23 protein-coding genes and 4 tRNA genes are annotated in these 23,082 nt (G+C 70.1%); 18 read left to right on the forward strand and 9 right to left on the reverse strand.

Annotation, left to right across the window (positions count from 1 at the left end; genetic code table 11):
• Positions 1–14 precede the first annotated feature (14 nt).
• Positions 15–923: an acetoacetate decarboxylase family protein gene (locus ACNAYW_RS02985; RefSeq protein WP_415848274.1), complete on the reverse strand. Its 909-nt coding sequence runs from the start codon at positions 921–923 to the stop codon at positions 15–17.
• Between the two features lie 896 nt (positions 924–1,819).
• On the opposite strand from ACNAYW_RS02985, the gene ACNAYW_RS02990 reads away from it, so the two are divergent.
• Positions 1,820–2,233 carry a hypothetical protein gene (locus ACNAYW_RS02990; protein ID WP_415848275.1) on the forward strand — a complete coding sequence of 138 codons (414 nt, stop codon included), beginning with the start codon at positions 1,820–1,822 and terminating at the stop codon, positions 2,231–2,233.
• 62 nt (positions 2,234–2,295) lie between these two features.
• Here ACNAYW_RS02990 and ACNAYW_RS02995 read toward each other — a convergent pair.
• The 3 genes from ACNAYW_RS02995 to ACNAYW_RS03005 all read right to left on the reverse strand — a co-directional run bounded on the left by ACNAYW_RS02995 (position 2,296) and on the right by ACNAYW_RS03005 (position 2,583).
• Positions 2,296–2,370: transfer RNA gene (locus tag ACNAYW_RS02995), tRNA-Val, on the reverse strand.
• 49 nt (positions 2,371–2,419) lie between these two features.
• Positions 2,420–2,493: transfer RNA gene (locus tag ACNAYW_RS03000), tRNA-Cys, on the reverse strand.
• 17 nt (positions 2,494–2,510) lie between these two features.
• Positions 2,511–2,583: transfer RNA gene (locus ACNAYW_RS03005), tRNA-Gly, on the reverse strand.
• 260 nt (positions 2,584–2,843) lie between these two features.
• Between ACNAYW_RS03005 and ACNAYW_RS03010 the strand changes: the two genes are divergently transcribed.
• Positions 2,844–2,915: transfer RNA gene (locus tag ACNAYW_RS03010), tRNA-Val, on the forward strand.
• An 86-nt stretch (positions 2,916–3,001) separates the two neighbouring features.
• On the opposite strand, the gene ACNAYW_RS03015 is transcribed toward ACNAYW_RS03010, so the two are convergent.
• Positions 3,002–3,673, reverse strand: a complete 672-nt coding sequence (locus ACNAYW_RS03015; protein WP_415848276.1) for a cysteine hydrolase family protein — start codon at positions 3,671–3,673, stop codon at positions 3,002–3,004.
• Here ACNAYW_RS03015 and ACNAYW_RS03020 point away from each other — a divergent pair.
• Together ACNAYW_RS03020 and ACNAYW_RS03025 are read left to right on the forward strand one after the other, a co-directional pair.
• The gene (locus tag ACNAYW_RS03020) at positions 3,606–4,043 is read left to right on the forward strand and encodes a VOC family protein (RefSeq protein ID WP_415848277.1); all 438 of its coding nucleotides are present in this window, start codon (positions 3,606–3,608) and stop codon (positions 4,041–4,043) included. The two genes, ACNAYW_RS03015 and ACNAYW_RS03020, sit on opposite strands and share 68 nt — an antisense overlap.
• Before the next feature lie 75 nt (positions 4,044–4,118).
• A complete protein-coding gene (locus tag ACNAYW_RS03025; RefSeq protein ID WP_415848278.1) occupies positions 4,119–5,618 on the forward strand; it encodes a serine/threonine-protein kinase in 1,500 nt (499 codons plus the stop codon).
• Here ACNAYW_RS03025 and ACNAYW_RS03030 read toward each other — a convergent pair.
• Positions 5,615–5,956 (reverse strand): DUF1801 domain-containing protein, encoded by a 342-nt coding sequence (locus ACNAYW_RS03030; RefSeq protein WP_415848279.1) that lies wholly within the window; start codon positions 5,954–5,956, stop codon positions 5,615–5,617. The genes ACNAYW_RS03025 and ACNAYW_RS03030 overlap by 4 nt on opposite strands.
• 36 nt (positions 5,957–5,992) lie before the next feature.
• Entirely contained in the window at positions 5,993–7,402 is a 1,410-nt protein-coding gene (locus ACNAYW_RS03035; RefSeq protein ID WP_415848280.1) for a hypothetical protein, read from the reverse strand.
• Between the two features lie 485 nt (positions 7,403–7,887).
• On the opposite strand from ACNAYW_RS03035, the gene ACNAYW_RS03040 reads away from it, so the two are divergent.
• The 9 genes from ACNAYW_RS03040 to ACNAYW_RS03080 all read left to right on the forward strand — a co-directional run bounded on the left by ACNAYW_RS03040 (position 7,888) and on the right by ACNAYW_RS03080 (position 16,968).
• On the forward strand, positions 7,888–8,310 hold the full coding sequence (locus tag ACNAYW_RS03040; protein WP_415848281.1) for a TIGR02611 family protein: 423 nt from the start codon (positions 7,888–7,890) through the stop codon (positions 8,308–8,310).
• Positions 8,307–8,819 (forward strand): (2Fe-2S)-binding protein, encoded by a 513-nt coding sequence (locus tag ACNAYW_RS03045; protein WP_415848282.1) that lies wholly within the window; start codon positions 8,307–8,309, stop codon positions 8,817–8,819. The genes ACNAYW_RS03040 and ACNAYW_RS03045 overlap by 4 nt, the downstream gene beginning before the upstream one ends.
• Before the next feature lie 151 nt (positions 8,820–8,970).
• Complete coding sequence (thrS, locus tag ACNAYW_RS03050) at positions 8,971–10,971, forward strand: threonine--tRNA ligase (protein WP_415848514.1); 2,001 nt, start codon at positions 8,971–8,973, stop codon at positions 10,969–10,971.
• Between the two features lie 34 nt (positions 10,972–11,005).
• Complete coding sequence (locus ACNAYW_RS03055; protein ID WP_146487205.1) at positions 11,006–11,566, forward strand: HIT family protein; 561 nt, start codon at positions 11,006–11,008, stop codon at positions 11,564–11,566.
• Positions 11,567–11,568: 2 nt separating this feature from the next.
• Positions 11,569–12,228: a phosphatidylinositol phosphate synthase gene (gene pgsA, locus ACNAYW_RS03060; protein ID WP_415848283.1), complete on the forward strand. Its 660-nt coding sequence runs from the start codon at positions 11,569–11,571 to the stop codon at positions 12,226–12,228.
• Entirely contained in the window at positions 12,228–13,166 is a 939-nt protein-coding gene (locus tag ACNAYW_RS03065) for a phosphatidylinositol mannoside acyltransferase (protein WP_415848515.1), read from the forward strand. The genes pgsA and ACNAYW_RS03065 overlap by 1 nt, the downstream gene beginning before the upstream one ends.
• Positions 13,166–14,290, forward strand: a complete 1,125-nt coding sequence (locus tag ACNAYW_RS03070) for a glycosyltransferase family 4 protein (protein ID WP_415848284.1) — start codon at positions 13,166–13,168, stop codon at positions 14,288–14,290. The genes ACNAYW_RS03065 and ACNAYW_RS03070 overlap by 1 nt, the downstream gene beginning before the upstream one ends.
• A gap of 17 nt (positions 14,291–14,307) precedes the next feature.
• Positions 14,308–15,336 (forward strand): NUDIX hydrolase, encoded by a 1,029-nt coding sequence (locus tag ACNAYW_RS03075; protein WP_415848516.1) that lies wholly within the window; start codon positions 14,308–14,310, stop codon positions 15,334–15,336.
• 9 nt (positions 15,337–15,345) lie between these two features.
• On the forward strand, positions 15,346–16,968 hold the full coding sequence (locus ACNAYW_RS03080; protein ID WP_415848285.1) for a serine/threonine-protein kinase: 1,623 nt from the start codon (positions 15,346–15,348) through the stop codon (positions 16,966–16,968).
• A 60-nt stretch (positions 16,969–17,028) separates the two neighbouring features.
• On the opposite strand, the gene ACNAYW_RS03085 is transcribed toward ACNAYW_RS03080, so the two are convergent.
• Positions 17,029–17,985: a hypothetical protein gene (locus tag ACNAYW_RS03085; RefSeq protein ID WP_415848286.1), complete on the reverse strand. Its 957-nt coding sequence runs from the start codon at positions 17,983–17,985 to the stop codon at positions 17,029–17,031.
• Positions 17,986–18,208: 223 nt separating this feature from the next.
• Entirely contained in the window at positions 18,209–18,928 is a 720-nt protein-coding gene (locus ACNAYW_RS03090) for a hypothetical protein (RefSeq protein ID WP_415848287.1), read from the reverse strand.
• A 152-nt stretch (positions 18,929–19,080) separates the two neighbouring features.
• Between ACNAYW_RS03090 and pdxS the strand changes: the two genes are divergently transcribed.
• From pdxS to ACNAYW_RS03115, 5 genes are all read left to right on the forward strand, one after another.
• A complete protein-coding gene (pdxS, locus tag ACNAYW_RS03095) occupies positions 19,081–20,013 on the forward strand; it encodes a pyridoxal 5'-phosphate synthase lyase subunit PdxS (RefSeq protein ID WP_415848288.1) in 933 nt (310 codons plus the stop codon).
• Between the two features lie 98 nt (positions 20,014–20,111).
• The coding region (locus tag ACNAYW_RS03100; protein ID WP_415848289.1) for an RDD family protein at positions 20,112–20,697 on the forward strand (586 nt) is incomplete at its 3' end.
• Positions 20,698–21,212: 515 nt separating this feature from the next.
• Entirely contained in the window at positions 21,213–21,428 is a 216-nt protein-coding gene (locus ACNAYW_RS03105; protein WP_231706611.1) for an FHA domain-containing protein, read from the forward strand.
• Positions 21,425–22,228, forward strand: coding sequence for a PP2C family protein-serine/threonine phosphatase (locus ACNAYW_RS03110; protein ID WP_415848290.1), 804 nt, complete (start codon positions 21,425–21,427; stop codon positions 22,226–22,228). Before ACNAYW_RS03105 ends, ACNAYW_RS03110 begins: the two co-directional genes overlap by 4 nt.
• Positions 22,229–22,248: 20 nt before the next feature.
• A complete protein-coding gene (locus ACNAYW_RS03115) occupies positions 22,249–23,073 on the forward strand; it encodes an acyl-CoA thioesterase (RefSeq protein WP_415848291.1) in 825 nt (274 codons plus the stop codon).
• The last annotated feature ends 9 nt before the right edge of the window (positions 23,074–23,082 follow it).

Raw genomic sequence — 23,082 nt, forward strand, 5'->3', positions numbered from 1 at the left:
TCGGGTGCGACGGGTCAGCGGACGGAGATCGGGACGGGCATGTGCAGGGCCGCCTGCGCTCCAGTGTTCACGTCGAGCGCGATCGTGCGAATCGGCTTCAGCGAACGCAGGTCGTCGGACATACGGCCCTCGCCGAGCGTGAGGTCGACGCCGCGGGGGAACAGCGAGGTCCCCGTCGCGAGCATGTTCGTCTGGTTGAGCGTGGAGAACCAGGCGCCGTCCCGTTGCGTGTACGAGGTGAGCGTGGCGACCTTCGCTCCGCTCGCGTGGTGCTTCTGCCGCGGGGTGCGAGCGGAGAAGGCGAGGTCGACGCCACCGCCGGCGTTGGCGATCCGCGCCGTCGCGCGCTCGGCGGTGATGTCGACGTCCAGCTCGGTGACCCACTTCGGGAAGCCGTAGCCGTCGTGTCCGCGGACCTGCGCGATCTCGGTGTTGACGGGGAGCGAGAGGACGTAGGAGTGCAGGTGGTCGCCGCCGAGGGCGGAGGCGAGATCGGCGACGCCGGGGCCGCCGTGACGCGCCGGACGGACCGCGACGCCGACTGCGGCCTCGGTGTAGAAGTCGATGTCGCAGACGTCGTAGCGGAAGAACACGACCGAGGCGAGACCCAGGCCGGGCGCGACCTCCAGTGGGGTCAGCTCCTCGGGGATGCGGCTGCGGATCGCGCGGGTGGGCGCGAGCATCGTCAGTCGGGCGGAGGACATCGCGTAGTAGAAGTTCGGGGTGCGGGTGGGCCCGATGGGGGAGTCGACCCGCGTCTTCGGCAGCGCGCGGAAGAAGTCGACGCCGGGCACGCGCGGGTCGGCGGCCGCCTCGTCGAGCAGGGTGTCCATCCGGAACCGGTTGTAGAGGCCGTCCTTCGGGACGGAGACGGTGCGCCCGCCCAGGTCGACCTCGACGGTGCCTGTTGCTGCTGCGGTCATGTGTTCGGCTCCCTGCCCTCGGCTATGTGTGCGGTGCTTACATTGAGAGTAGGCGGGGATGTAAGCAGTGTCAACGCGAGGGAGTGGTTCTCACCTCCTGGGGTACCCGAGGTTGCGTCGAGCGTCGGCGAGGGCGCTGGAATGGAGGAACCGTTGAACGACGACGGAGGAGTGGAGGACCCGGTACGGCACTCCGAGCCTGCTGGCGAGAATGCGGATCGGGTCGGACGCTCCGGTCGGTTGGCGCGCGGCCCAGATCAATGCCGCCTGAATACTGGGGAAGCCGGCGGGGCGGGCCCAGGAGTCCCATGTTGGAGCGGCCACGGAGCTCGTGCGTGCACGGCGGGGGTTTCGGGCGGCTCGCGGCGCTTGATCGCTTTGGTCCGGGTTTCGCATTTGCATTCTCCCTCAGTCCTTCTCGCTGTTCAACAGGTGGCCGCTGCTGAATATCCGCTCGTACGCCGGCCGGCAGGGCGTTTTTCAGGGGTTGCTCGGGGTTGCACGCTCGCAGCCGTGGCTGTTCCGGGCGATGGGTTCGCGGCACCGCCGGGAGCTCGGTCGGGTTGGCGTATGTGGTTGCAATGCATGATGATTCGAGACGGTGCGCCGCGCGAATGTAAACGATTGAACGCGACGGCCTACGCCGACGGTCGATCATGTTGGGGTGCATCCGTATTCGGCGCGGGGCGCCGATAGCTTCCGGGCGGAGCCGGGCGCGAGCGGCTACGATGGCGAAATGCATCGCGCTGTACGGTCGCGGTGTCCACCTGATCGACCTTCGTCCCGGGCTGAAGCAGATCGGCCCTTCGAGCACTGAGTGACCGGTGGGAGTACCCGTGTCTACCCGAGCCTCATCGCGTGCGCCCGACCGCGCCCTGCTCTGGAACGGAGCGTGCGTGGGGTTGATCGTCGCGGCGATCGCCACCGGGTTCATCGACGCGATCCCCGTCGAGGTGACGATCGGACTGTGCGCGCTCGGCGTGGTCGCGGGGCTCGTGGGTGTGCCGCTCTACGTCGCGCATCTGCTCGCGGGCTGGCGCTCGTCGGGCCCCTCTCCGACGGTCGCGCCGGCCCGCGACGAGGTAGAGCCGGCGGACGCGCGCGCCGCGGACTCGACCGAGGCGACCGTCGCGCCGCCCGTCGCCGTCGAACCCGAGCTGGAGCCGGAGCCCGAGCCGGAGTCGGAACCCGAGCCGGAGTTGGGTGATGACGAGGATGGATCGACACCTGCTGTGTCGATGGAATCGGCGGGTGCCGCGGACGCTCCGCCGGAGCGGTGTTCGTGCCACGGTCTCCCCGTGAGGAACTGACCGCCACCCGCCGACGAGTGGGTATAACGCAAGAAACCCCCTGCGAACAGGGGGTTTCTTGGTGGTGCGCGATACTGGGATTGAACCAGTGACCTCTTCCGTGTCAGGGAAGCGCTCTCCCACTGAGCTAATCGCGCTTACATGAAGTGGCGCTCAGCCGCTCCGTTGCGGAGTGGCTGAGCGTGTTGGAGGCGGCGACGGGAATCGAACCCGTGTGCACGGCTTTGCAGGCCGTTGCCTCACCACTCGGCCACACCGCCACGGTAAGCCCACTTCGAGCGGATGACGGGATTCGAACCCGCGACCCTCACCTTGGCAAGGTGATGCGCTACCAACTGCGCTACATCCGCATTCGTCCGGACCGGCGCTCGAAAGCGCCTTTCCGGTGCGAGAGAGAACACTACGTGAACATCGAGCGCTCTGCCAAATCGGCAGGTCACTCCATGTTTCGCGCGCAGTCGGGGTGGTGGGGCGCACCCCCGTCGCCTCGTCGGCTCACGGTCCGGAACTGTATCCGCTGGTGGGGTCCCCGATTACCCTTTCCCTCAGCCGTCGTGTTAGTGTTCTCTCTCGTTCGCCTCCCTGGTAACACGGAGGCGCGCACGAGTTCGGTCCTATGGCTCAGTGGGAGAGCGTCCCCTTCACACGGGGAAGGTCGCTGGTTCGATCCCAGCTAGGACCACCGAGAAACCGCCTGGTGACAGGCGGTTTTCTTCGTTTCTGGGGCCCGCCGCAGCGATCAGGGCGGCCGGCGCAGGATCGCCGCCCCTACGAGCCGAACCGCACGCGCTCGGCGGGGACGACGGCGATGGAGCGCCCGGGATAGTCGAGGCGGGCGAAGGTCGCGTTGTAGTGCGCGATCACATCCGGCGCCGCCACCGGATCCGCTCCGCGGTCGATCGTCGTCGTATGGCAGTCCGACAGGAGGACCACGTCGAAGCCGCGCGACAACGCGCTGCGCGCCGTCGAGTCGATGCACGCCTCGGTGGCGAACCCGGCGATCACGACACACCTTGTGCCCGTGGCTGCAAGAACGTCGGACAGGTCGGTCCCGTCGAAGGCATCCGGCGATTCCTTGGTGACGACCACGTCGCCCTCGGCGGGTGCGAGAGCCGCGACGAGCTCCGGGGTGCGGTCGCCGAACCGCTGCCGCGTGAACACGACGGCCGCGCCACGGATGCGGGCAATCGCGAGCACGGAGACCAGCCGGGCGAGAACGCCGCCCGCGTCGTGGGCGATGCGGGGGAACGAACCCTGAACATCGACGACGACGAGCGCGCTCCGCGACCTGCTGAGTCGATGATCGGCATCCATCGTCGTGAGCCTGCCATGCGGCCTGCGGAGGGCGCGCGCGATCGATAGCCTCAGCCGCATGGCCATCAGACTCGAGAACGTCGCGATCGCGGTGCGCGACCTGGAAGCGACGATCGCGTTCTTCACGGACCTCGGCCTCACGGTGATCGGTCGGCAGACGGTCAGCGGCGAGTGGACGGACACCGCCGTCGGGCTCGACGGGAACCACGCCAAGATCGCGATGCTGCAGACCCCGGACGGCCAGGGGCGGGTCGAGCTGTTCGAGTACATCCACCCCGACGCGATCGAGACCGAGCCGACGCTGCCCAACGAGATCGGCATGCACCGGGTCGCGTTCTCGGTCGACGATCTGGACGAGGCCCTGGCGATCGCGGCGAAGCACGGCTGCCACCCGCTGCGCGGCGTCGGGGTCTACGAGGACATCTACAAACTCACCTACGTCCGCGGCCCGAGCGGCATCATCGTGATGCTCGCGCAGGAGATCACCCGGGCGTGACGGTGCGGAGGGCGCGTCGCACCGTCGAGCCTTCGTGACAGAATCGGACTCCTCGTCGAGAACAGGCAGGTTGCAGTGGAGTTCACCGAAATTGCGGGATACCGTGTGGTTCGTCAGCTCGGCGCAGGCGGGATGGGCCAGGTGTTCCTCGTCGAGCACCCACGCCTACCTCGGCAGGACGCTCTGAAGCTGCTCGATTCCGGGGTGTCCCGCAACGACGACTTCAAGGTTCGGTTCCAGCGCGAAGCAGATCTCCTGGCCCAGCTGTCGCACCCGAACATCGTCACACTGCACGACCGCGGTGAGTTCGAGGATCGCCTCTGGATCACGATGGAGTACGTCGACGGCACCGACGCGTCGGAGCTCGTGAAGGTCGACGGTCCGCTCGACCCGGACTTGGCCATCCAGCTCACCGGCGGCGCCGGCGCTGCGCTGGACTACGCGTGGCGCAAGCAACGGATCACGCATCGCGACGTCAAGCCCGCCAACATCCTGGTCGGGATCGACGGTGCCGACGGGGCCCCGCAGATCGAATCCATCAAGCTGGCCGACTTCGGCATCGCCAAAGCGGCCGGTGAGGCGACATCGTTGACCTCGACAGGGATCACTGTCGGCACCATGCAGTACATCTCGCCCGAGGCGATCGAGGGCGAGGGCCTCGACAATCGGGCCGACGTGTACTCGCTGGGGTGCACCGCGTTCCACCTGCTGACGGGACGGCCGCCGTACACCGGCACGTCGATCACGGCCCTGATGAACGCGCATCTGACGCAGGCGCCGCCGCGGATGAGCGATGTCGCTCCGCGCCTTCCCGATTCGTTCGACGCGGTGTTCGCGAAAGTGCTCGCGAAGACCCCGGGCGATCGCTTCCAGTCGTGCGCCGAATTCGTCGCGGCGCTCCAGGAGGCGGCCGAAGCGGACGTGGACCCGGCCTTCGCGCGGACGGCGGTAGCCGCATCGCCGGCGCGAGGGGCCGTTGCGATGCCCGACGCGCCGACCGAGGTCCGGGCCGTCGACCTGATGCCGCAGCGGACGTCGCGCGCAGTGCCGATTCTCGTTGCCGTGGTCGTCGTGCTCGCCATCGCCGCGACATCGCTCGGGGTGTTCGTGTTGACCCGGGGGAATGGAGACGGCCCTCCCGTCGCGGCGCCGTCTGCAGACACGGGTGCGGCGGGGGTGAGCACGACGACGCCCGCCCCTACGACGACCACGACGACCACTAGTGCTCCTGCGGTCACGTCGATCGTCACTCGGACCACGACCGTCCCGGCCACGTCGTCGGCGGCTGCGGCCCCCGTCGCCGGCGAACGCGCGTTTCTCACCTCAACGAGCAGCCTGCCCATGTACGTCCGACCGAATGGGCGGTACACGACGGACGCAGAGATGCTCGCGGGCGGCTACCGCGCGTGCCGGATGCTGGACCAGAACCCCACCGACGCGACCGCCGCGACGCGGGCGTACTTCCCCGGCGGAAATCAGGTGGACGGTGGACTCACGTACGAGGGCAAGCTGTTCGTGTTGTACGCCGCTCAGAACCTGTGTCCCCAGCACGCGCATCTGTACGAGAACTTCTAGGACCTGTTCAGCGCCGCCGCGCGGGAGATGAGGTCGCGGAAGGCGGCCTCGTCGAGCGCGTCGGCCTCCGCGATGTCGATGGCGCGGCGCGTGCCGGCGGTGAGGCTCGCGTTGAACAGGCCCGACGGGTCGTCGATCGCAGCGCCCTTGGCGAACGTCACCTTGACCTTGTCCTTGTAGGTCTCGACGGTGCAGAGGAGGCCGCCGAGCGTGAACGTGGGCACGCCGTCAGGATTGGAGGGCTTGCGCCACTTCACTTCCTCGATGGTGTCCGGCTCCGCCTCTTGGATCAGGCCGCGGATCTTCTCGACGGTGCGCTCTCGCCAGTCGGTGCTCATGGTCGCACGGTACGCCGNNCGGCCCCTGCTATCGGATCAGTGCACGTCCACCGACGGGGTGTCGGTCACGCTGACGCCACTGGAATCGGCCGTGGCCGAGCCGGTGTCGGCCTCGACGCCGTGGTTGCCCGCGGCGGTCGTGGTCTCGACGCCACCCGACGGGCCGGTCACCGACGCCGAGCCGGTGCTCGGGCTGACGGAGGCCTCGCCCGCTTCCACGTGGCCACTCGCGCTGCCCGCCGGCGTGGTGACCTCGGCCTCGGCCTTCGGTCCGGTCACCGTGGTGGTGCCGTTGGTGGTGACGGTCGCCGAGCCGGTGGAAACTTCGGTCTTGCCGCTGGCGACGGGGGTGTCGACCTCGGCCTTGACGGTCGGGCCGGTCACGGAGGCGCCGTTGGTGCCGGCGTTTGCGCTACCGGTGGTCGCCTCGACCTTGCCGCCGCCGAGGGGGGTGGTCACGGTGCCCGAGCCCGCGGGGCCGGTCACCGAGACGCCGGTCGGCGTGATGCTGCCGCCGCCACCGTTGACGTTGAGCCCCGCGGTGACGACATTGCCGACGTTCACGCCGGCCGTCACGTCCGGAGCGTCGACGGTGAGTCCGCCGGTCCCGACGGTGATCGTTCCCGGCGTCACGCCGACGTTGCCGCCGCCGAGCGGGGTGGTGACCGCACCCGTGATGCTGGGCGTGACGAGGACCAGCTGGCCGTTCTGGAATCCGATGCTGCCGAGGTTGAGGGCCAGGGTTCCGCCGCCCAGGGGAGTGGTGAGGCCCAGGTTGATGGCGGGCAGACCCACGATGAAGGTGTTGGCGCCGTACGTCACCTTCACGGGCACGATGGTGGCGGTCGCGCCCCCGAGGCCCAGGGGCGCGGTGGCGCCCAGCCCGAGCGACGGCGTCCAGGTGGTGAGGCCTCCGGCGGTGATCGCGCTGAGCGACGTGTTCAGGGTGAGCCCGCTGCCCAGCGGGCCGCTGACCGACGTGATGTTGCCGCCGACGCTGCCGAGCCCGAGGCCCGGCCCGAGGCCGACGAGGCCGTAGGTGGTGCTGGAGAGGCCGCCGAGCCCCAGCGGCGCACCGACGGTGAACGTGTCCCGCTGGCCGAGGCCGAACCACCCGGCCGGCGCGCCGGGGACCTGACCGGTCGAGATGATCGGGCCCGACGTGTTGCTCACCGGGATGAGGCCGCTGAGGACCGGGATCTGGTTCCAGGCGGCGACGCCCTGGTTGATCTGCGGCGCGATGACCGGAATCGCCACGAGCGGAATGCCGCCGGGGAGCAGCGGGGCGGCGGCGAGGATCGCGTCGACCTGGGGGATACCGGTCGGGGCGGCGTTCGCCGCGGCGGGGGTGGAGACCGTCATCGCGGCCGCCGCGGCGACAGCGGTGGCGGCTACGGCGCTGCGGCGCACCGTCTTCCGGGCATGCTTGGGAGAGGTAGGGGACATGGAGGACCTCCGGTTCATGAAGGTTCGACACGCTCGATCGAGCGCGCCGGGCGGTAGGGATGTGGACCCAGCAAAAACCCGGCGTCTGCGCTCGGTGCGAGTGCCTGAAGCGGCGCCTGTGCATCTCCTGGGAGTTCTGAAGTTATCAGCAATTCCATGGTTTCCCAATAGGTTTTGAAACTATTCGCTCGACGTGATTCTGCCTACCGCGCAGTAGCGAAATGCTAAGAGATCTAACAGAACTCGTTCCATCTATTTGCGATCGAATTCGCGTGGTCAATCGGTGTATTCGTAACTGTTTCGGGGCGCCGGAAATGGCGATCGCAAGCGCCCGTAATTGTCGTACAGCTGTACTTCATATCGACTTCACACAAGCGGATGTGCGCCGATTCGATGCGCGCGTGCGGCGCCGAGTACGGGCCGGCGGTCCGGCTGCATCGCTTGCGCTCGAGGCGGTCTCCGGCCGGCGCCGGTACCGTGGAACCATGCATGACCAGCAGAAGGAGTCGCCGCGGACCGGTCTGCGCGCGTGGCGCGCGAAGATCAAGGCGTCGCGGCACGGCACGCTCGCGTGGCGGGTGTGCGTCGGCGTCATCGGCGGCATCGTGCTCATCGCGGGCATCATCGCGATCCCGTACCCGGGACCGGGCTGGCTGATCGTCTTCGCCGGGCTCGGCATCCTCGCCACCGAATTCGAGTGGGCGCACCGCCTCCTGCGATTCGCCCGTGAGCGCTACGACCGCTTCGCCGACTGGCTCTCCCGGCAGAACATCGTCGTCAAGGCAGCGTTCGGGCTCGGCACCTGTGCGATCGTCCTGGCCACCGTCTGGCTGCTGGGCGCGGCCGCCATGATCGGCGGCTGGTTCGGCATCGACTGGCCCTGGCTCGCCAGTCCGCTGTTCGGGTGATCGCGGAGCTCCGGCGTTCGCTCGCCGCCCCCGACGATCGCGTCGCCGGAGTCCTGTACTGGTACGCGCTGTCCGGCGCGTTGGCCCGACTCGCGGTCGCCGGACGGGACTCGTCCTCGGCGGTCGTCCGGTCCGGGCCCGGCGGGTGGCCGGAGGTGGGGGAGTCGGCACCGTCGGACGACCCGGGCGGCGACCTCGCCCGCGCCTGTCGGCGACTGATCCCCGCCCTCGCGGCCGAATCGGGAGCCTCGCTCCGGTCGCTCTGGGCGATCGCGACCGACTCGATCGCCTTGGCGTCGCTCGACGCCGTGGACGCGCGCGCCGTCGCCGACGGGCTGCTGCGCGCCTGCGATCCCGACGCCCCGCCCGCCCGGTTCGAGGAGGTGCCGGGGCGCGGCACCGTCGTCCGACGGGGCTCCTGCTGCCTGCTCTACCTGTGCCCCGGGATGTCGAAGTGCCTCAGCTGCCCCCGGCAGACGCCGGAGGAGCGCCGGGCGCGGCTCGCCTGAGCGTCGCCTCGGGCGGCGTCGCGCGGTCGGCGACCGATAGGATCGAACGCACTGACAACCGCGTGCGGCCAGGTATGCCGCCCGCTACATGACTAGGAGCACTGTGAGCACCACCTTCGTCGTCCCGGCAGGAATCGCCGCCGGGGCCGCCATGCGCGAGCTGGATCTGCCCAACAAGGGCCCCGAGGCCGTCGTCGTCGTCAAGACCACGGACGGCACGCTCAAGGATCTGAGCTGGATCCCCGACACCGACACCGAGGTCGAGGCCGTCGCGGCGAACACGGAGGACGGGCGCAGCGTGATCCGCCACTCGGCCGCCCACGTCCTCGCGCAGGCGGTGCAGGACGGCTTCCCCGGCACCAAGCTGGGTATCGGCCCGCCCATCAAGGACGGCTTCTACTACGACTTCGACGTCGCTGAGCCCTTCACCCCCGAGGACCTCAAGAGCCTCGAGAAGAAGATGAAGCAGATCATCAAGGCGGGGCAGAAGTTCAGCCGTCGGGTCTACGAGAGCAAGGACGAGGCTCGCGCCGAGCTGGCGGGCGAGCCGTACAAGCTCGAGCTGATCGACGACAAGGGCGCGGCCGAGGACAGCGAGGTCATGGAGGTCGGCGGCGCCGAGCTCACCGCCTACGACAACCTCAATCCCCGTACCGGCGAGCGGATCTGGGGCGACCTGTGCCGCGGCCCGCACGTGCCCACCACCAAGTACATCCCCGCGGTGAAGCTGACCCGCAGCTCCGCGGCGTACTGGCGCGGCGACCAGAACAACGCCGACCTGCAGCGCGTCTACGGCACCGCCTGGGAGTCCGCCGAGGCGATGGACGAGTACCTCGAGCTGCTGGCCGAGGCGGAGAAGCGCGACCACCGCAAGCTCGGCGCCGAGCTGGACCTGTTCAGCTTCCCCGACGAGCTGGGCTCCGGCCTGCCCGTGTTCCACCCCAAGGGCGGCATCATCAAGCGCGAGATGGAGGACTACGTCCGCGCCAAGCACATCGAGAACGGCTTCGAGTACGTCGGCACGCCGCACATCTCGAAGGAGAACCTCTTCCACACCTCCGGTCATCTGCCGTATTACGCGGACACGATGTTCCCGCCGCTGCACGTGGACGAGGAGCGGGGCGCCGATGGGCAGATCACCAAGCAGGGGCAGGACTACTACCTCAAGGCGATGAACTGCCCGATGCACAACCTGATCTACCGGTCGCGCGGCCGGTCGTACCGGGAACTGCCGCTGCGCCTGTTCGAGTTCGGGCACGTCTACCGCTACGAGAAGTCCGGCGTGATCCAGGGGCTCACCCGCGTGCGCGGGTTCGCGCAGGACGATTCGCACAGCTACGTCACCGCCGAGCAGGCGAAGGACGAGATCAAGCACCTCCTGGAGTTCATCCTCGGGCTGTTGCGCGACTTCGGGCTCAACGACTTCTACCTCGAACTGTCCACGCGCGGTGACTCCGACAAGTTCATCGGGTCGGACGCCCAGTGGGCCGAGGCGACGGCCATCCTCGAAGAGGTGTGCATCGAGTCGGGCCTGCAGCTGGTGCCGGACCCGGGCGGGGCCGCGTTCTACGGCCCGAAGGTCTCGGTCCAGGCGAAGGACGCGATCGGGCGGACCTGGCAGATGTCGACGATCCAGTACGACTTCAACCAGCCCGCGGGCTTCAACCTCGAGTACACCGCCGCTGACGGCACCAAGAAGCAGCCGGTGATGATCCACTCGGCGAAGTTCGGTTCGATCGAGCGGTTCTTCGGCGTGCTCACCGAGCACTACGCGGGCGCGTTCCCGGGTTGGCTCGCTCCGGTACAGGTCGTCGGCATCCCCGTGGCGGAGCAGTTCGGGGACCACCTGGAGACGGTGATCCGCGCGCTGAAGAAGCACGGCATCCGCGCCGAGGTCGACCACAGCGACGACCGGATGCAGAAGAAGATCCGCAACCACACCACGCAGAAGGTGCCCTTCATGCTGCTCGCGGGCGAGACCGACCGCGACGCCGGCGCGGTCAGCTTCCGCTTCCGCGACGGCACCCAGGTCAACCAGGTGCCCGTCGAGGACGCCGTGCAGCGGATCGTCGACTGGGTGCACGCGCGCCGCAACGAATCCCCGACGGCCGAGCTGCTGGGACCCGCGGAGAGCACCGTCGGGACCGCCTGACCGGAGCCGACGGACGAGACGGGGAGAGGAATCGATGACGGACGCCACGGACGGCGACGCGCGGGGAGCGCACACCGACTTCGGGGTCGGCGACGGCGACGAGACCATCGAGCGGTTGTGGACGCCGTACCGGATGCGGTACCTCGTCGATTCCCCTCCCGTCCCGGAGGGCAGCACGGCCTTCCTCGAGATCCCGAAACTGGCCGACGAGGACGGGCTGATCGTGGCCCGCGGCGAGCACTGCTACGTGGTGCTCAACCTGTTCCCGTACAACCCCGGGCACTGCATGGTGGTGCCGTACCGGCAGGTGGCCGAGCTCGAGGACCTCACCGACGACGAGGCCTTCGAGCTGATCAAGCTCACCCAGAAGACCATCCGCGTGATCAAGCGGATCTCGCGACCGGCGGCGTTCAACGTGGGGTTCAACCTGGGCCGGTCGGGCGGCGGCTCGATCGCCGAGCACCTGCACCAGCACATCGTGCCCCGCTGGCCCGGCGATGCGAACTACATCACGGTGCTCTCGGGCACTAAGGTGATGCCGCAGCTCCTCGGACAGACCCGGGCGCTGATGGCGAAGGCCTGGGAGGAGGTCTAGGAGTGTCGGCGATCTTCAGCCGTGAGGCGGTCTCCAAGGTCACCCATCCGATCGCGAAGGTACTGATCCGGACCGGTCTCACCCCCGACGCGGTGACGCTGTTCGGCACCGCCTGCTCGGTGACGGCGGCGCTCTGGCTCTTCCCGACGGACCACCTCTTCGTCGGCACGTTGATCATCTGGTTCTTCGTGATGTTCGACATGCTCGACGGTGCCATGGCCCGCGTCCGCGGCGGCGGCACCCGGTTCGGGGCGTGGCTCGACGCCACCTGCGATCGCGTCGCCGACGGGGCGATCTTCGCCGGCCTCGCCTGGTGGGCCGTGTTCACCGAGGACAACCGCTACAACCTGTTGGTCGCCACCCTCATCTGCCTGGTCACCTCGCAGGTGATCAGCTACGCGAAGGCCCGGGCGGAGGCCTCGGGCCTCAAGGGCGACGGTGGCTGGATCGAGCGCCCGGAGCGGCTCATCATCGTCCTCGTCGGCGCCGGCTTCACCGGCCTGGGCCTGTGGTGGGCGATCCACGTCGCGATGTGGTTCCTGGCGGTCACGAGCATCGTCACCGTCCTCCAACGCGCCCTCAGCGTGCGCCGCTCGCCCGGCGCCACCGATCTGCTACCGCTGCCGCAGGCGACCGCGCAGCACGAGGAGGACCAGGCGTGATCGACCCGCGCGCAGAGGTCGCCGACCTCGCCTACCGCACCGGCTGGGCCGTCGCCAAGCGGATCCCCGAGTCCGCCGCCAAGTTCCTCATCGACGACGTGGGCGGGCGCCTGGGCGCACGCGGCGAGAACGCCCAGCTGCGCAAGAACCTCGCGCGCGTCCTCGGCACCACACCGGATGCCGTGCCGCAGAGCCTCATCGAGGACTCCTCGCGGTCCTACGCGCGGTACTGGCGCGAGTCCTTCCGGCTGCCGTCGATGGACCTGGTCGAGCTCGGCGCGCGGCTCGACCAGTACGTCGACGTGCCCAGCCTGCACGAGGCGATGGCGGCGGGCACCGGCGCGGTGCTCGCGCTGCCGCACAGCGGCAACTGGGACATGGCCGGCGTGTGGCTCGCGCAGAAGTACGGACGCTTCGCCACCGTCGCGGAGCGCCTCAAGCCGGAGTCGCTGTTCCGTCGGTTCGTCGAGTACCGGGAGTCGCTCGGATTCGAGATCTTCCCCCTCTCGGGCGGGGAGCAGCCGCCGATGCCCGCGTTGGCGCAGCGACTGCGCGAGGGCCGCCCGATCTGTCTGCTCGGCGAGCGCGACCTCGCGCGGCACGGCGTGCCCGTCACCTTCTTCGGCGAGCGCACCCGGATGCCCGCCGGCCCCGCGAAGCTCGCGATCGACACGGGTGCGCCGCTGTTGCCCGTGCACTGCTGGTTCGAGGGCGACGCGTGGGGGTTCAAGGCCGAGGCGCCCGTCGACGTCTCGGGCGGCGTGGAGAGCGCCACGCAGAAGCTGGCACACGCCTTCGAGCGCAACATCGCCGAGCACCCCGCCGACTGGCACATGCTCCAGCCCCTGTGGGAGGCGGACTGGTCCCGGGCCCGCCGTGATCGGATCCTGGGGGACGCGGCCGAGGGCCCTCCGGGTGAGGACTCAGGGGTGCGCTGATGCGGATCGGGATGATCTGCCCGTACTCCTTCGACGTGGCGGGCGGGGTGCAGGCGCACGTCGTGGACCTCGCGCGCGTGCTCATCGAGCGCGGCCACGAGGTCTCGGTGCTCACGCCCTCCTCGAAGGAGACGGTGCTCCCGGACTTCGCCGTGTCGTCGGGCAAGGCCGTCGCGATCCCGTACAACGGCTCCGTCTCCCGGCTCTCCTTCGGCCCCAAGGCCTTCGGTCGGCTGCGCAAGTGGATCCGCAAAGGCGAGTTCGACGTGCTCCACGTGCACGAGCCGAACGCGCCGAGCCTCGGCATGCTCGCGCTGGCCATCGCCGACGGGCCCATCGTCGCGACCTTCCACACGTCCACCGAGAAGTCGCTCGTGCTCTCCGTCTTCCAGAGCGTGCTGCGCCCGTCGCACGAGAAGATCCGCGGCAAGATCGCGGTCTCCGAGCTGGCCCGTCGCTGGCAGATGGAATCGCTCGGTTCCGACGCGATCGAGATCCCCAACGGCGTGGACGTGCGCGCCTTTTCCGACGGCGATCCGTTGCCGGGGTACCCGCGGCCGGGGAAGACGGTGCTCTTCCTCGGCCGGTACGACGAGCCGCGCAAGGGCATGGCGGTGTTCCTCGAGGCGCTGCCCGCCATCGTCGCGGCGCAGCCCGACATCGAGGTCCTCGTCATCGGCCGCGGTGACGAGGAGAAGCTGCTGCGCGAGGCCGGCCCGTACGCGAAGCACCTGCGGCTCATGGGCGCCGTCACCGACGAGGAGAAGGCCGCCGCGCTCCGCTCCGCCGACGTCTACGTCGCGCCCAACCTCGGCGGAGAGAGCTTCGGCATCGTCCTGGTCGAGGCCATGGCCGCCGGGACCGCCGTCGTCGCGAGCGATCTCAACGCCTTCGAGCGCGTCCTCGACGGTGGCGAGGCCGGCCGGTTGTTCCCGGTCGGCGACGGTGCCGCCCTCGGCCGCACGATCGTGGAGCTGCTCGACGACGACTTCCGCCGCGCCGAGCTGGTCACCCACGCCTCCGAGGTGGTGTGGCGCTTCGACTGGTCCGTCGTGGCCGAGCAGGTGATCCGCGTGTACGAGACCGTCGCCGTGCCCGGCGTGGTCGTGTCGATCGACGACTGAGAGGGGGCGCAGCCGTGCTGAACCTGACCGCCACGACCGTGCTCGTCATCGGGCTGATCGTGATGGCCGTGCTGATCGTCGCGGCCCTGGCGTACCAGACCGCGCACCGTCTGGACCGGCTGCACGTCCGGGTCGACCTCTCGCTCGCCGCGCTCGACGCCGCCCTCGCCCGACGGTCCGCCGTCGCCCGGGCCGTGGCCGCGACGCTGCCGCCCGAACCGGGGCAGGCGCTGCGCGCCGCCGCCGACCGCGCCGAGAACGCCGCGCCCGAGGACCGGATGCCGATGGAGAACCGGCTCTCCGCGGCGATCGGCGCCATCGACATCGAGACCCTGCCACGGTCGCTGGTCGCGGAGATCGCCGACGCCGACACCCGCGTGACCATGGCCCGGCGGTTCCACAACGACGCCGTCCGCGACACCCGGGCCCTGCGCGGCCGCCGGTTCGTGCGCTGGCTGCACCTCGGCGGCACCGCGCCGATGCCGCAGTACTTCGACATCGTCGACCGCGGCGGGATCCTGCCCGCGGCCCTGCTCGCCGCGAACGACGAGCGGCGCGTCTCCGCCCGCGTCATCGTCGTGGACCCCGCCGGCGCCGTGCTCGTCGTCCGCGGCCACGAGCCCGTCCCGGCCGGACGGCGACCGGCCGGCCACTGGTGGTTCACCGTGGGCGGGGGAGTCGAGCGCGGCGAGGACCTGCGTGCCGCCGCCGCACGCGAACTGCGGGAGGAGACGGGGCGGGTCATCGCGCCGTCGGCGTTCGTCGGGCCGCTCTATCGACGGGAGGCCGTCTTCTCGTTCGACGGCGAGGTGATCGACTCCGTCGAGTACTTCTTCGCGGTCGAGTGCGAGCGTTTCGATCCGGCACCGTCGGGCTGGACGGAGCTCGAACGACGGACCCTCGACGAGATGCGCTGGTGCACCCCCGACGAGATCCGCGTGCTCGCGGACCCCGTCTACCCCGCGGCGCTCGCCGACCTCATCCCCGACGTGCAGAACGCATTCGCGTCCGGGGAGGTACCGGGCGAGCCGGTCGCGATCGAATAAGGAGGCGCGATGCAACCGAAGGAGATCTCCGGATACCGGGTGGTGCGCCGCCTGGGTGCGGGCGGCATGGGGGAGGTCTTCCTCGTCGAGCACCCGCGGCTGCCGCGACAGGACGCGCTGAAACTCCTCGGCCCCCACCTCGGCGACGATCCGAGCTTCGCCGCGCGCTTCCTGCGTGAGGCCGACATCCTGGCCGGGCTGCGGCACCCCAACATCGTCACGATCCACGACCGCGGCGAGTACGACGGCCGACTCTGGCTCGCGATGGAGTACGTCGAGGGCGAGGACGCCGCTCAGTACCTGCGCACGCGCGGCCCGCTACCTCCCGCCATGGTGGCCGACGTGATCGAGCAGGTCGGCAGCGCGCTGGACTGGGCGTGGAGCGAGCGCCGGCTGACCCACCGCGACGTCAAACCCGGCAACATCCTCCTCGCGCCCGTGCGGCCGGGGCGGCCCGTCGCCGTGAAGCTGGTGGACTTCGGCATCGCCAAGGCGACCGACGAGGCCAGTTCCCTCACCGAATCCGGCGTTGCCGTCGGGACCATGGCCTATCTCGCTCCCGAGGTGATCGAGGGCAACCCTCTGGACAACCGGGCCGACGAGTACTCGCTGGCCTGCGCCGCGTTCGAGCTGCTCACCGGCACGCCGCCCTACGGCCCCGGCGCGCCGAGCTCCGTGCTGATGGCGCATCTGCAGGCGCCGGTGCCCGACCCCGCTGCGCGGGTCGGGGGCCTCCCGCCCGGGCTGGCGGGCGTGTTCGAGCGTGCGCTGGCCAAGCAACCGAGGGACCGCTTCCCGGACAACGCGGCCTTCGCCGCGGCGTTCCGGGCGGCACTGACGGCGCCGGCACCGTCGGCCGGTCCGGGCGGCCCGGCCAGTCCGGGCGGCCCGGGCGTGAGTCCCGGCGGTCCCGGCGTGGGGTCCGGGCCGACGGTGATCCGCCCGACCCCGCCGCCGATGGCGCCCGTGCCGCCGTCCACGCCGATGGTGCCCGCCACGCCGGCCCCGCGGTTGGCCGGGATGCCGAGTACTCCCGCGCCCGGCCCCGCACCGACCACCGTCGGCGGGCCCGGTGCCGGGGGCTCGGGGCGCCGCCGCGTGTGGGCGTTGGCGGCGCTGGTCGCGGTGCTGGTGATCGTCCTGCTGTCGGTCGGCTACCTCGCCCTGGTGCGGGACGGGGGCTCGACGAACGCGGACCCGGCGACGGGCGCTTCGCCGACCGCCTCGTCGTCGACGGTGCCCACGGGCGCGTCCGACTCCGCCGCGGCGCCGACCGTCCCCGGCACCGACGCCTACGGCTTCGTCGGCAGCCCGGCCCGGTGTGCCGGCGGCGAGACGCTCCAGCTGGCACTGCTCACGTCGAAGGCGAACGGTGGCGGGTCGCGCGTCGTGATCTGCGGTTCCACCGGGGACTTCACCTACCGCGGCGCGCAGATCTCCGGCGACAACAGCGGCATCACCCTGAGCGCGACGCGCAGGGGCGACGGGGCCTTCCGCGCCGTGAACCGCGACGCTGAAGGCAGGGCTTCGAACGACACCGTCTACACCGTCAGCGCTGGCGGCCTGGTGATCACCCGCGGTGACGGCCGCGCCGTATCGTCGGAGCCGGCGCGGTCCATCTGGACCCGCTGACCGACGGTGACGTCGGCCCCGTCGTGGCGACAGCCACGGCCCCGCTCCCGCGGGAGGTTCTCACTCGTCAGTGGGTTGCAACTCGGGAGTCGGTGAAGACTTCCCGCGGGAGGCACTGTCCAGGAGGAGGCCGTGGGGTCGGAGGGCGTCCTGAAGCCTGGTGCGCAGGCGGTCCGGTTCCTTGCAGTCCTTCCATCGCCAGTGCGTCGGCCACAGTCCGCGGTTCATGAGTTCGGTGTCGCGTTTCAGGCGCATCGCGGCGTCGAAGCCCTTCTTCTCCTTGCCTTCTCCGTCGAATTCGCCGACCACGATCTCGCCGAACAGGAAGTCCACACGCGCCTCGAGCGCGCCGGCGGGGGTGAAGAACTCGCGCTGCAGGTCGGGCCGCGGGATCTCGGGCCAGCCGAGCATCAGAGCGCGGCTGCGGGATTCCCCGACGGACTCGGAACGGCCGTCCGCCTCGGGAAGTGCGGCCCGCAGCATGGCGATGCCCTTGCGCCTGCCGAGCCGGTTCACCGCTGCCTGGAGCTCGTCGCGCGTCACGCCCATGCGCAGCGCGGCGTCCAAGGCGGCGATCGCCTGCTCGAACGTGCCGGCCAGTGCGAGGTCGAGGGCCGTTCGGGCGATGGTCGTGACCGCGAGGCCTTCCACGACCGTTCTGTCCTCCGCGTCCAGCCGCCGGAGGTGGACACGTCGCCGCCCGTCGATGCCGCCCCCGCGACGTCCGTCGCGGGTGAACTCGACGGTTCTCCAGTCGAAGGTCAGGACCTCCATGCCGAGGAGCGCCGCTGCGGCCGCGTGGCTGAGAACGAGGCCGGCGTCCGATCGTTCCGCCGCGGCGCGGGCAGACAGCGCGAGTTCGACCCACGGCGCGAGCCTCGTGCCCTGGTGGTAGGTGCCGCGCCAGACTCTGGTCATGAGCCCGTCGTCGAGCCACTTCCGGATCTTGCGATCAGTGCCGCCCGTCGCGAGCATCTCCGAACGGTGCTTGCGCAGGACCGACTCACCGTCAGTCATCGTGGTTCCCCCGAACCTCGGCGCCCCCACGCCGTCGGGTTCCATTCTCGCGGAATGATGACCGGCACGGGCGTCGATCGGCGATGATCCGCTCCCGCGGGAGTTTCTCCCAGACGCGGAGGTTGCAACCCTCTGTTCGGTGAGAAGTCCCCGCGGGAGTGGAGGAGGCACCGTCGAAACCCCCGCGGGAGCGAACAACTCCCGCGGCAGCGCGACGCCGCTGTCAGTGCGAGGTGATCAGCGGGCCGTCCGAGGTCGCTTCGACGGTGACGACACGGCCGTCGCGATGCGCAGCGGTGAGCACGCCGTCGTTGTCGCGCACGGCCCAGTTCTCGGCGCAGTAGGTGAAACCCGGCTCCACTGCGCGGATCGGGACGCCCCAGAAGGCGTGGTCCGGCACCGTCTGCACTTCGATCTCGTCGTCGTGCAGCATGACCCGCCAGCCGTTCCAGCTGACCTCGGGGGACCAGTCGGACACCGGCCGGCGCACGATCACGGGCACCGACTGCCAACCGTCCCGGATGTCCCAGATACCCGGAGGGCAGGCAGGAGTGGCGAAGGCGTCACGTGCGGTTGCCGCGTCCGCGACGACGAACAGGTCGAAGGCGTGCGGGTCCTCGAGGTCCAGCCATCGTGGGTCGGACGAGATGAACCGGCCGGAGTAGTCGATGAAGGTGCCCCCGACGGTGAACATCCAGTCGATCGCCATGTCGACCTCGTCGGCGACAGAACCGTGGATCACGAACTCGTCGGTGCCGGCGGTGATACGGGGCAGCATCCCGTCCGCGATGTCGTCCGCGGTCAGGTAGGCGTCTGCGTGGTCAGTGGATGGCGTCAACGACCAACGGGTGATGAAGTCGCGGACGAGCTCGGGAGTGAAGCCCGGCCCGACCTGTAGATCCGTGTCGACGAGGAACGGCAGCACGCCGATCGTGACGCTCATGGCCGACCCGAGACGTGGCACGACGCGCTGTGCATGGCCTCACTGTATCGATTCTGTGTCAGCGTGCATACCGTTCTTCCCGGCCGCGCGGCGCCCGCCCCATGACCCGGGCTCGAATCCGCGCACCGTCATCGGGAATACTGGAGCCCCACATGTCCCAGCTACGAGGAGACCCATCAGTGACCACTGATCCCCAGACCGCACCCGTCACCGGCACCGCACGCGTCAAGCGCGGCATGGCCGAGATGCTCAAGGGCGGCGTGATCATGGACGTGGTGACCCCCGAGCAGGCGAAGATCGCCGAGGACGCCGGTGCGGTCGCGGTCATGGCTCTCGAGCGCGTGCCCGCGGACATCCGCGCGCAGGGCGGCGTCAGCCGCATGTCCGACCCGGACATGATCGACGGCATCATCGAGGCCGTCAGCATCCCGGTGATGGCGAAGGCCCGCATCGGCCACTTCGTCGAGGCGCAGATCCTGCAGGCCTTGGGCGTCGACTACATCGACGAGTCCGAGGTCTTGACCCCGGCCGACTACAGCAACCACATCGACAAGTTCGCGTTCACGGTGCCCTTCGTCTGCGGCGCGACCAACCTGGGTGAGGCCCTGCGTCGCATCACCGAGGGTGCGGCCATGATCCGCAGCAAGGGCGAGGCCGGTACGGGCGACGTCTCCAACGCCACCACGCACATGCGCAAGATCCGCGACGAGATCCGCCGCCTGACCTCGCTGCCCGAGGACGAGCTGTACGTCGCCGCCAAGGAGCTGCAGGCGCCGTACGACCTGGTCGTCGAGGTCGCCAAGAACGGCAAGCTGCCCGTCACTCTGTTCACCGCGGGCGGCATCGCCACGCCGGCCGACGCGGCGATGATGATGCAGCTCGGTGCCGAGGGCGTCTTCGTGGGCTCGGGCATCTTCAAGTCGGGCAATCCCGAACAGCGGGCCAAGGCGATCGTCGCGGCGACGACCTTCTTCGACGACCCCGGCAAGCTCGCCGAGGTCTCGCGCGGCCTGGGCGAGGCGATGGTCGGCATCAACGTCGACGACATCCCGCAGCCGCATCGCCTGGCGGAACGCGGCTGGTAACGGCATGTCGCCCGCCGGTGTCCGACGATTCGCGCTAGCGTCGAGGCTACGCGTGTCGGGCAGACGCGGGATGTGAAGTGGAAGCAGTGAGGCGGAGGATGTCAGACCAAGCAACGGCCAGGGCCACCCAGGAGTACGGGGCCCAGTCGTCCCTGGGCGGATCGCCCGTGGAGGCGGCGCCCAACGTGTTGCGTGTCCTCGCGTACATCGCGGACCTGTGCGTCGCGTCGGCGGTGGTCGCCATCGCCCTGATCGTGAACGTCGCGGCCGGCCTCGAGCAGGGCTGGGTGTTCCTCGGCATCGGTGTGGCCGTCGCGATCATTGCGTCGATCGTGCTGCACGGCCTCTACGGGGCCAGCCCCGGGAAGCTGCTCGCGGGCCTCAAGGTGGTCGACGCGGATTCGCACCGCCCGATCGGCTTCCCCTCGTCCGCGATCCGCTCCGTCGTGTTCAACGTCCTGGCGCCGCTCGTCTACCTCCCGGCCTGGTCGATCCTCGCCGACGGTGGCCGCCGCGGCGTCCATGAGAAGGCCTCGAAATCCACGGTGGTCGACGACGCCGACGTCGCGACCCGGGTCCGGGCGCAGGCGCCGGCACCGTCGGGCCCGCTCGGCGGCCTCGTGACCGGCGAGTCCGACAGCACCTTGCAGCGCATCCCCACGCCGCTGCCCGACGAGACCCGCGNCGACGCGGTCGCCGCGGGCGCGGACACCGAGGTCGTCGGGGCCGGCGAGCCCCGCGAGCGGCTGCAGCCCCCGTCGCTCCCGCCGCTGCCCGACGACGTTCCCGGCCTGCGCCCGATCCCACCGCGCTTCGGCCCGCCGCCCACCGAGGGCGACGAGCCCACGACCGGTCTGCCGCCGGCCGCCGCGTTCGCGCCTCCGCCGCAGCAGTCGCAGGCGCCCCAGCAGTTCGCGCCGCGTCCCAGTGGTCCCACCGGCCCCAGCGGCCAGCCCCGCGTACCCGTGCAGGGCCAGCCGCCTGCGGGCCCGCCGGCCGGTCGGCCGCCCGCGCCTCAGGGCGCTCAGCCTCAGGGCCAGCCGCAGCAGCCGCGCCCGGCGACCCCCGCCCCGGCGGGCGGCGCGCCGATCGTGCTCCGTTTCGACGACGGGCATTCGGTGGACGTCCGCGGCGACGGCATCATCGGCCGCGAGCCGGTCCTGCCGCAGGGCGCGGATCCGGCGAAGATCACCAAGCACGTGCTGGTCGACGACACCGCGTCGGTGTCGAAGACGCACTTGCTGTTCGGCATCACCCGCGGTGAACTGTGGGTGGAGGACGTGGGCTCGACCAACGGTTCCGCGATCGCGTTCGGCGATTCGTGGACGGAGCTCACCAAGGGAGTCAGGTACGCCGTGGAGAAGGGCAGCGTCGTGCACATGGGTCAGCGCAGTTTCAAGGTGTTCGGCGGATGACGACAGATGCGGGGGAGGCGCGCTCCGAGATCGTCTACGGAGCGCAGGGCGGCGTGTCCATGAAATGGGTCGCCATCAGTAATCCCGGTCGGGTGCGCCTGACCAACGAGGACGGTGCGCTCACCGGCCCCGGCATGTTCCTGCTCGCCGACGGCATGGGTGGCCACGACGCCGGAGAAGTGGCATCGGCCGCGGCGCTCGAGGCACTGGCCGAGGTATTCGGTCCCGAGCCCGTCGATGCACAGGTCGTGATGGAGCAGGTCGTCGACCGCCTGCGGGATGCGCACGCCGCGATCGAGGCGATCGACTCGGAGACCGGCAAGCGTGCGGGCACCACCGTGACCGGCGTGCTGCTCACCACCTACGAGGGCGTGCCGCACTGGCTGGTGGTCAACATCGGTGATTCGCGCACCTACCGCCTCGCGGAGGGCTACTTCGAACAGCTCACCGTCGACCACTCGCAGGTCCAGGAGCTCATCAACGGGGGCTTCCTCAGCCCGGAGCAGGCCCGCGTCGACCCGCGACGCAACGTCATCACCCGTGCGCTCGGCGCCGGGATGGAGCCCGACGCCGACTTCTGGATCGTGCCGGCGCAGCCGCGCGAGAAGCTGCTCGTCTGCTCCGACGGCCTCAACGGCGAGCTCACCGACGACGAGATCCGGCAGATCCTCGAGAGCGACGTCCCGATCGACGAGTGCGCCGATCAGCTCGTCGCCGCGGCGCTCAACGCCGGTGGCCGCGACAACGTCACCGTGATCGTGGTGGACGCCACCACGGAAGCCACCGATCCCAGCTGGTGAGGTGAGTAGAGTCATCCCTCGTGGCTGACATCGAAGCGCTGCTGAGTCTCGAACAGATCGACCGCGACATCTTCCGCGGTATTCACGCACCGTCGGTGCTGGTCCGGACCTTCGGCGGCCAGGTGGCCGGGCAGGCGCTGCGGTCGGCGATCGAGACCGTCCCGGACACCATGCAGGTGCACTCATTGCACGGCTACTTCCTGCGCCCGGGCAACCCGGACGCGGACACCGTCTTCCTCGTGGACCGGATCCGCGACGGCCGGTCCTTCTGCACCCGTCGCGTCAACGGGGTGCAGGACGGCGAGGCGATCTTCTCCATGTCCGCGTCCTTCCAGCTGCCCGGGCAGGACGGCATCGAGCACGCGGACGAGATGCCCCCGACGCGGGACCCGGAGTCGGTGCTCAGCCCCCGCGAGGACCCCAACGCCACCCGCGAGAGCCTGGGGCTGTTCGAGGAGTGGAGCGACTGGGACATCCGGATCGTTCCGCAGGACGCGACGGCGCCCTACGTGGGCCGCGCGGTGCACCAGCAGGTCTGGTTCCGGCACATCAAGCGCCTGCCCGACGATCAGAACACGCACGTCAGCGCGCTCGCCTACATGAGCGACATGACGCTCCTGGGCTCGGCGCGCGTCGCGCATCCGGGCGTCGATACGCAGGTGGCCTCCCTCGACCACGCCATGTGGTTCCTGCGACCCTTCCGCGCCGACGAGTGGCTCCTCTACGACCAGACCTCACCGTCGGCCGGCGGGGGCCGGGCGCTGACCGCGGGCCGGATCTTCGCGCGTGACGGTGCGCTCGTCGCCGTCGTGATCCAGGAGGGCCTGCACCGCTTCCGGGCGTGACCGCGCCGC

This window comes from Tsukamurella ocularis (assembly GCF_965138335.1).
Taxonomy (GTDB): domain Bacteria; phylum Actinomycetota; class Actinomycetes; order Mycobacteriales; family Mycobacteriaceae; genus Tsukamurella; species Tsukamurella ocularis_A.

Excerpts from the sequence above, each read along its gene's own strand:
- ACNAYW_RS03055 (WP_146487205.1), top strand. The coding sequence starts at position 11,006 with ATGACGGACGCCACGGACGGCGACGCGCGGGGAGCGCACACCGACTTC.
- pdxS (WP_415848288.1), top strand. The coding sequence starts at position 19,081 with ATGTCCCAGCTACGAGGAGACCCATCAGTGACCACTGATCCCCAGACC.
- ACNAYW_RS03085 (WP_415848286.1), bottom strand. The coding sequence starts at position 17,985 with ATGACTGACGGTGAGTCGGTCCTGCGCAAGCACCGTTCGGAGATGCTC.
- ACNAYW_RS03070 (WP_415848284.1), top strand. The coding sequence starts at position 13,166 with ATGCGGATCGGGATGATCTGCCCGTACTCCTTCGACGTGGCGGGCGGG.
- thrS (WP_415848514.1), top strand. The coding sequence starts at position 8,971 with ATGCGCGAGCTGGATCTGCCCAACAAGGGCCCCGAGGCCGTCGTCGTC.
- ACNAYW_RS03080 (WP_415848285.1), top strand. The coding sequence starts at position 15,346 with ATGCAACCGAAGGAGATCTCCGGATACCGGGTGGTGCGCCGCCTGGGT.
- ACNAYW_RS03020 (WP_415848277.1), top strand. The coding sequence starts at position 3,606 with ATGGCCATCAGACTCGAGAACGTCGCGATCGCGGTGCGCGACCTGGAA.
- ACNAYW_RS03040 (WP_415848281.1), top strand. The coding sequence starts at position 7,888 with ATGCATGACCAGCAGAAGGAGTCGCCGCGGACCGGTCTGCGCGCGTGG.
- ACNAYW_RS03090 (WP_415848287.1), bottom strand. The coding sequence starts at position 18,928 with ATGAGCGTCACGATCGGCGTGCTGCCGTTCCTCGTCGACACGGATCTA.
- ACNAYW_RS02985 (WP_415848274.1), bottom strand. The coding sequence starts at position 923 with ATGACCGCAGCAGCAACAGGCACCGTCGAGGTCGACCTGGGCGGGCGC.
- ACNAYW_RS03030 (WP_415848279.1), bottom strand. The coding sequence starts at position 5,956 with ATGAGCACCGACTGGCGAGAGCGCACCGTCGAGAAGATCCGCGGCCTG.
- ACNAYW_RS03110 (WP_415848290.1), top strand. The coding sequence starts at position 21,425 with ATGACGACAGATGCGGGGGAGGCGCGCTCCGAGATCGTCTACGGAGCG.
- ACNAYW_RS03035 (WP_415848280.1), bottom strand. The coding sequence starts at position 7,402 with ATGTCCCCTACCTCTCCCAAGCATGCCCGGAAGACGGTGCGCCGCAGC.